General features: G+C 62.4%; 5 protein-coding genes, 1 pseudogene and 1 other annotated feature. Of the genes and pseudogenes, 2 read left to right on the top strand and 4 right to left on the bottom strand.

The features are described 5' to 3' along the window. Positions 1-958: pseudogene (locus tag AKV04_RS16395) on the bottom strand (IS3 family transposase); the annotation flags it as partial. Continuing rightward, positions 555-671, bottom strand: a sequence feature (AL1L pseudoknot). (Overlaps the previous pseudogene by 117 nt.) A 352-nt stretch (positions 959-1,310) precedes the next feature. On the opposite strand from AKV04_RS16395, the gene AKV04_RS16385 reads away from it, so the two are divergent. Together AKV04_RS16385 and scpB are read left to right on the top strand one after the other, a co-directional pair. Beyond that, positions 1,311-2,174: a DUF1403 family protein gene (locus AKV04_RS16385; protein WP_235815673.1), complete on the top strand. Its 864-nt coding sequence runs from the start codon at positions 1,311-1,313 to the stop codon at positions 2,172-2,174. Between the two features lie 2 nt (positions 2,175-2,176). Then, positions 2,177-2,785 (top strand): SMC-Scp complex subunit ScpB, encoded by a 609-nt coding sequence (scpB, locus tag AKV04_RS16380; RefSeq protein WP_054007486.1) that lies wholly within the window; start codon positions 2,177-2,179, stop codon positions 2,783-2,785. On the opposite strand, the gene AKV04_RS25675 is transcribed toward scpB, so the two are convergent. The 3 genes from AKV04_RS25675 to AKV04_RS16365 are packed head-to-tail and all read right to left on the bottom strand — an operon-like array spanning position 2,782 to position 6,354. Further along, positions 2,782-3,813: a TniQ family protein gene (locus AKV04_RS25675; RefSeq protein WP_082351691.1), complete on the bottom strand. Its 1,032-nt coding sequence runs from the start codon at positions 3,811-3,813 to the stop codon at positions 2,782-2,784. The two genes, scpB and AKV04_RS25675, sit on opposite strands and share 4 nt — an antisense overlap. Beyond that, complete coding sequence (locus AKV04_RS16370) at positions 3,810-4,691, bottom strand: TniB family NTP-binding protein (protein ID WP_054007484.1); 882 nt, start codon at positions 4,689-4,691, stop codon at positions 3,810-3,812. The genes AKV04_RS25675 and AKV04_RS16370 overlap by 4 nt, the downstream gene beginning before the upstream one ends. A gap of 1 nt (position 4,692) precedes the next feature. Next, a complete protein-coding gene (locus tag AKV04_RS16365; RefSeq protein WP_054007483.1) occupies positions 4,693-6,354 on the bottom strand; it encodes a Mu transposase C-terminal domain-containing protein in 1,662 nt (553 codons plus the stop codon). Positions 6,355-6,376: the final 22 nt, after the last annotated feature.

Below are 6,376 nucleotides of genomic sequence, written 5' to 3'. Positions count from 1 at the left end.
GTGTAGCGAATGGACACGTATTGCCCGCCGCGATCGCTATGATGAATAAGCCCGCCTTGATAGGTTGGACGGCGGGCATAAAGCGCTTGCTCAAGTGCATCGAGAACGAAGTCGGTCTTGGCAGACCGCGATGCCTTCCAGCCGACGATGCTGTTGGCAAAGGTGTCGATCACGAAGGCGACGTAGACAAAGCCCTGCCACGTTGAGACATAAGTGAAGTCACTGACCCACAGCATATTTGGCGCTAGCGCTCGGAACTTGCGGTTCACCTTGTCGCGTGGGCATGGCACTGACGTGTCGGGGATCGTTGTTTTCATGGCCTTTCCTCGAACGATTCCCCGTAAACCCATGCCTTTCATGAGGCGAGCAACGGTGCAGCGCGCCACGGCTTCACCTTCACGGCACAGCTGTCGCCAGGCTTTGCGGACACCGTAAACCTCCCAGTTGTCATCCCAGACCTTCTGGATTTTTGGCCGTAAAGCCGCATCCCGCTGCTGGCGTGCCGAGGCCTTGGACGGATCGGCGCGCACAGCGAGGCATGCGTAGTAGGTCGATGGGGCAATCGGCAGCACCCTGCAGATAGACTCGACCCCATAAACCACGCGATGATCATCAACAAAGTCGATCATGGCTTGAACGGGCGGTCGAGTTCCGCCTGTGCAAAATACGCTGACGCCTTGCGCAGGATCTCGTTTGCCTGCCGAAGCTGGCGCACCTCGCGTTCCAGTTCTTTGATCTTGTCACGCTCAGCACTGGTCGCACCTTCCCGTGCTCCGCTGTCCTTTTCCGCCTGCCGAACCCAGACCCTCAATGTCTCCGGGATGCAGCCAATCTTAGGGGCAATCGCAGCAACTGCCGCAGATTGCGTTTCATAGGAGCCTTGATGCTCCAACACCATGCGAACGGCACGCGCCCGCATCTCCGGTGAATAACGGTTTGATGTCTTACTCTTTTCCATAGCCCTCATCCTTAGTCAGGTTGAAGGTCTCCGGTAAACAAGGGGCGGTTCAGAATGCCCCCTTGGCCGGGGCAGACGAGGAGTCCAGAGATTGAGCAAGATCTCTGTCCACCGATTAAGTGGAAACTTCGAGGGCGAGAGGGCTGATTTCGGGTGAATCCACCCATGAAACTAAAACGACATCCATGCCACTGAACATATCTTCTTTATGTCCGATAATGCAACATTATTGGACATTGCGGCGTTGGGAAAGATGCGGCGCTTTTGGCGCTACAGACTAGCCAAAAGCGCCGTTGTATATTAACGTGGCCGCATGAGAAAATCCCACGCCAAGGCTTCTGAGCTCCTGCCGATGCTTCACCCGCTGCCGGGCTGGATCACCGTCACGCCGCCGGAAACCCTTGAGGCGGCAGCGTTCAGATCCGGAGCTGCGTTGGCGCACCTCAATCTGGCGACAGCCGGCGACCAAGTGCCGCAGGCGCTTTGGCGTGATCGGCTGGCGCTGGCGGCGGCAGAGGTTTCAGCGGGCATCGCGGGACGCCGCGAAGGGGCCGGTGCAATGCGTGACGCCCTTCATCTGACCAGGGCGGGCGATGATCCAGGTCCAGCCGGAAATGTCCTGCGGCAGTGGTCGCGAGCGGTAGCGCGGCCAATGTCGGTGGCGCATCTGGTGGCGGCACTTCAGGGAATCGGGCCGGAACGGATCGCGCTTTGCCTTGACGCTGAAGGACCAACGCCCGTGGACCTGGCAGCGCAGGTTCTGGAGGCCGTGCTGACCGATAGCCCGCGCAGCGAGACGGCAGCGTTGATCCTTGCCGATGCCGTTTTGGCGAACGCGTTGAGCCGGACGCATCTGCTGCCGCTCTTGTCGCTTGGCTTAAAGGCCCGTGATCTGCGCCTGCGGGGCGATGATCTGCGGCTGACCTGTCACCGCGCCGTTGTCTCGGGGGTCGCGCAAGCACTTCCGCTGGCGGGGTCCTTGGCACGCGGCAGGGCCCGGCTGCACGCGGTGGTGCCAAAGCTGCGGGCCAAGGGTGCCGCGCGGGCGCTTGATCTGTTTCTGTCGCGCGACGCGCTGACACCTGTGGCGCTGGCCAAGGAGATACCGGACAACCTGTCAGACCGTGCCGCGCGGCGGCTTTGTGAGCGGCTGGTGGAACTGGGTGCGCTGCGGGAACTGACCGGGCGCGACACCTTCCGCCTGTACGGGGTCTAGGCATGGCCCGGCGCGAAGAGGGAGGGCTCGACCGGGAACTGGCTGACCTGCCGCCTGATCTGCGGTGGCGGGAATGGCTGAGCCGGATCGAGGCGGTGCTGTTTGCGAGTGCGAGCCCGGTGGCGCGCGATGATCTGGCAAGGGTGGTGGGGCAGGGGGCCTCGGTTGATCTCTTGATCGAGGATTTGGCGGTCGATCTGGAGGGCCGCCCCTATGAGGTGGCGCAGGTGGGTGCCGGGTGGATGCTGCGGACCCGCGCGGCCTATGCGCCCGCGATCCGCGCCGCGGCGGATGTGGGGGAGCAGGCCCTGAATTTGTCAGAATACGATCTGGCCGTGCTGGCGGCGATCGCATTCCACCAGCCGGTAAGCCGCGACGGGTTGAAGGACATCTTCGGCAAAGAGATCAGCCGTGACCTGATCGGCAGGCTGGCCGAGCGTGACCTGATCGGCACCGGTCCGCGCGAACCCCGGCGCGGCGCGCCCTACACCTTTGTCACGACCGAAACCTTTCTGGCGGCCTTCGGGATGGCGTCCTTGCGCGACCTGCCCGACCCCGAGCAACTCGCAGATGCTGGCATGGCGGGCCCGTCAGAGGCCTACGAAATTTAGGGAGCGGGTGGAGCTTCGGCAGGAGATCGGCGGTGTTCATGAAGCTGGGCCGCTGCCCGCAGCAGGTCGGCCAGATCAGTCGCTCTGGGGAAGGAGGCCCGCCGCTGCCCGGCAGTTTCGGCAAGCTGATCCGAGAGCGCCCCGACCAGCCCGTTGTAATTTCCAGCGGCATTGGCAAGCCGGACCCAGAGGTTCAGCGGGCCACCACTTTTGTGGTTCTCTATCTCGCCCTGCCCTTCCGACAGCCGTCGGAAGAAATCGTGGCGAACCCGGTGCGACAGATGCGGAATCGTTGATGTCGTCGTACCGACAGGCACCGGGAATGTCGCAAGCCTCTCGGGGACGGTTTTCCGTTCGCCAAGCGCGTGCCCAGCTGTGTCAAGACGAAGCAGATCGTCGATCAGCCGCTCGAGGCACCGGGCGCCTGGGTTTGCCGGGTCCGTTGTTTTGGCGAGAGAAGCGTCGCAGAAGACGCAGTATTGTTGTGGAACAAGGCGATCCCGTCTAAACGGCGCGAGGCCCTGACCACACGAAGGGCAGCGGTCGCGCAATCGGCAGCCATGGCGAAAGCAAGACACGCGGGTTGCCAGGGTCCAGCTGCGCCGGAAGTAGGGCACCTCGTCTTCCCGTAGGCAGGTGGGACAGAACTGCAGCCAACAGGACTGCACAGTCGATGTCTCTGGATCTTGCGGCCGGGCCCGCAGCCGCAAGCGCACGTTCGAGAATGGACTGTGGGCCAGACAAAGTCCGTCAATGTCTTCGGGGCAGATCGACGTATGGTCGAGCAGCAAGCTGCGAACAGCATCCGGCAGATGCCGGTCAAGTTGTGCCGACCAGTTTTCGTCGGCGGCTCCGAGCACCGCTCCGAAATAGCGCGGCGGCACACCATTGGCATGTGCAACCCGATGCAGCCAGCTTGACATAAGCTCACCGGGAGCCGCCCTGACCTCCACCGGCCAGCGACGTCCCGACGCCACACTGTAGCGGCGGGCCTGGGAAACGGAGATCCTCGGCCCATTGCTGGTCATGTCATGGCTTGACGCAAGGCAGAGTTCCGCCGTCGTGACAGCGGCACATAGCCGAGGGCGATGACGCTGCTGGACGTGATCCGCTCCTCACCGCTCTCAATCGCTGCAACCGCCGCCCGGGTGACGATGTCGATCACTTCTCCGATCAGCCCTTCCGACAGATCATGGATCGTTTTGGCAAGGGGCAACCGCGAGAGATCTGAGGCTTGGGCAAGTGGCATGCTCGCTTCGAGGCTGTCGAGAAGGGCTGCAAAATCTTCGTTAAAACCCCACCGCGGCACCGGGACGGTATCAAATCGTGATCCCATTTCTTCGGTGTCGTGCAGCGCATCGTAGACGGCGATTTCGCCGACAAGCACCGGCGAGATGTCATGCACCCGCGCGATCCGCCGCAGGAACGAGAAGATTGCCTTCACATCCTGCCTGCGCCCACGCAGTGCACTGTGGAACTCGTCGAAGATGAGAAGGCGCGGCTTCAGGCTGTCGAGAAGATGATCGACCTGTTCGCTGGCGCGGGACAGGCTACGCCAGCCGGCAGCCTGCGGGGCGCGCAGTCCGGACAGGATGCTGGCGTAGAAATGCGACAGGCCGGCCCCTTCCCGGGTCTGGATCACCCAGACCCTTTGTCGATCAGCACGGCGCAGATGGTCGACGGCAAAGCGTTCGGCGATCATGGTCTTGCCGTTGTGATAGGGACCAGCAATCAACAAGCCGCGTGGTCGGAGTGATGGGGGTCCTTCCAGCAGCTTTCGCATCGCGTCATGCGCAGTGACGGCAACCGGATGCCCAATCCAGCGTGGTGCCCTGACATGTGCAATTCGGGCGGCAACATCGGCTTCCAGAAGCGCTGAGGCAGGCGGCAGGAGATGCTCAGCCATGTCACCAGGTCTCGACAGGAAAGACGCGGCGGGGTCGGTCAGGCTCCGGTCCAGGGTTCGCCGCCTCTGAAACGGCTCCTGTAGCTTGATATGGTTTTGTCGCGCCTGCGGCATGTCTTGCGCGGGTCATCTCGCGCAATTGAGCTTTTGCGGATTTAGCTCCCGCGACCGTTGTCGCGATTTCTCGGCGCAGCATAGTCTTGTCCTGCACGGAGCGTTGCTGGCTCTCGCGTTGGCGCGTTCGGTCGGCTTCATGCTGCCAGAGGGTGACCGGCATCGTGACCCCGTCCCGGCGCCTTACTGGACGCCAGACACGCGTGTCGGGATCGGCGATGTAGATCCGGCTGATATCGCGGGGATCATAGCAGAGATCCAAAGGCGCCAGACGGTCACGCCGGGGCACGAACGGCCCAAGCCAGTGTTCGAAGTAGTCTATGGCGAACAGGCTGACGCCTTGCGGCGAGATGCGGCGCGTTGTGCGGGGGAGAAAGTTGAGCAGGACATGTTCAGGATCGTCGATTGGCCGGTCTGTCGGTGGACGTCGCCGCTCCCATTCGAGGCGAGGTATGGTCAGCTTGCGCGCGTTCTGGGTCTGGTTGTGATCGATGATGGCCAGGGCAATGCAGCGTTCAAGGGCCGGGAAGGTCAGACTTGCCCGCTTGTCGGATGAATAGTCGCCCCGGTCCGCTATCGACCGCCCGGTCTTGCCGGGAAGAGAACGAAGCACCGTATTCACTTTGCCCAGAAGCCGTTCGACTACGCCACCGAAATGAACCGTGCCCTTGTTCCGGGTACGGATGGCTATCCCGAAGTCGGCGCATCCCGTCTTGAAGGTGCTGCTCTGGAACTCCTTTGCGGAATCTACCACGATCTGCTTCGGACGGCCATGCTTCGCCCATGGATGCGCAATTCCGCGTTCGGCCAGCCAGTCATCCTTTCGGCACATAGCATGTGCAAGGCACAGCGCGACCGAGAGCCGGGATGGTCGTTCCAAGGTCAGGCAAAAGCCGATGATCGCGCTGGTTGCCACATCGGCGGCGATGGTCAGATAGGGCCGTCCGACGAAAACGCCGTGGTCGTCTATAACCTCGACGAACTGAATGTCGGCCGGCGTGTGATCGATCTGAACGACGTCAAGGGCATGAGTGGCGCGGATGTACCCCGGACGTGGCTTCAGGCGGTGCAGGTGCTTGCCGCCGGAAAGCCGTCGCCGCGCAATCTCCTCGGGGGAGAACACGCGCGGAATCCTTTTGGCCACGGTGACATAAGCCGGGGGCTTTAACCCTTCACTGGCACAGCGTGCACGGATTTCGTCGACGATCGGGGCAAGATCAGGTTGCTCCGGCTGCAGCCACATCTCCCGCAAGGTGTCGGCAATGATGGCTTCAATGCTGGTCGATATCCTTGCCCGCCGCGCGCCGCTTGTCTGAGGCAGAAGCGACGAGATACGGCGGTCCTCGCGATACCGGGCGAGGTGATTGTAGACCTGCCGGGTCGAAAGGCGCAGTTCCGTCGCTGACCGGCTGACAGCCTCCCGCATCGGTAAGTCGCTGTCGAGAACCCGGTCAAGTTCGCGAGCGATCCGAACTGCCTTCGACCAGGCCTCCTCTGAAGCGCGGTAAGCTGCCCGCTCCAAGGGCCGATCTTTGCTGAGCGCTGTCATGCCACTGTGCCCTTCGAAACCT

Source organism: Cypionkella psychrotolerans (genome assembly GCF_001294535.1).
Taxonomy (GTDB): domain Bacteria; phylum Pseudomonadota; class Alphaproteobacteria; order Rhodobacterales; family Rhodobacteraceae; genus Cypionkella; species Cypionkella psychrotolerans.
This window is presented reverse-complemented; position numbering and strand designations above follow the sequence as displayed.

What these genes read in the sequence shown, in the direction of transcription:
- AKV04_RS16385 (WP_235815673.1), top strand. Translation starts at nt 1,311, where the DNA reads ATGCTTCACCCGCTGCCGGGCTGGATCACCGTCACGCCGCCGGAAACC.
- scpB (WP_054007486.1), top strand. Translation starts at nt 2,177, where the DNA reads ATGGCCCGGCGCGAAGAGGGAGGGCTCGACCGGGAACTGGCTGACCTG.
- AKV04_RS25675 (WP_082351691.1), bottom strand. Translation starts at nt 3,813, where the DNA reads ATGACCAGCAATGGGCCGAGGATCTCCGTTTCCCAGGCCCGCCGCTAC.
- AKV04_RS16370 (WP_054007484.1), bottom strand. Translation starts at nt 4,691, where the DNA reads ATGGCTGAGCATCTCCTGCCGCCTGCCTCAGCGCTTCTGGAAGCCGAT.
- AKV04_RS16365 (WP_054007483.1), bottom strand. Translation starts at nt 6,354, where the DNA reads ATGACAGCGCTCAGCAAAGATCGGCCCTTGGAGCGGGCAGCTTACCGC.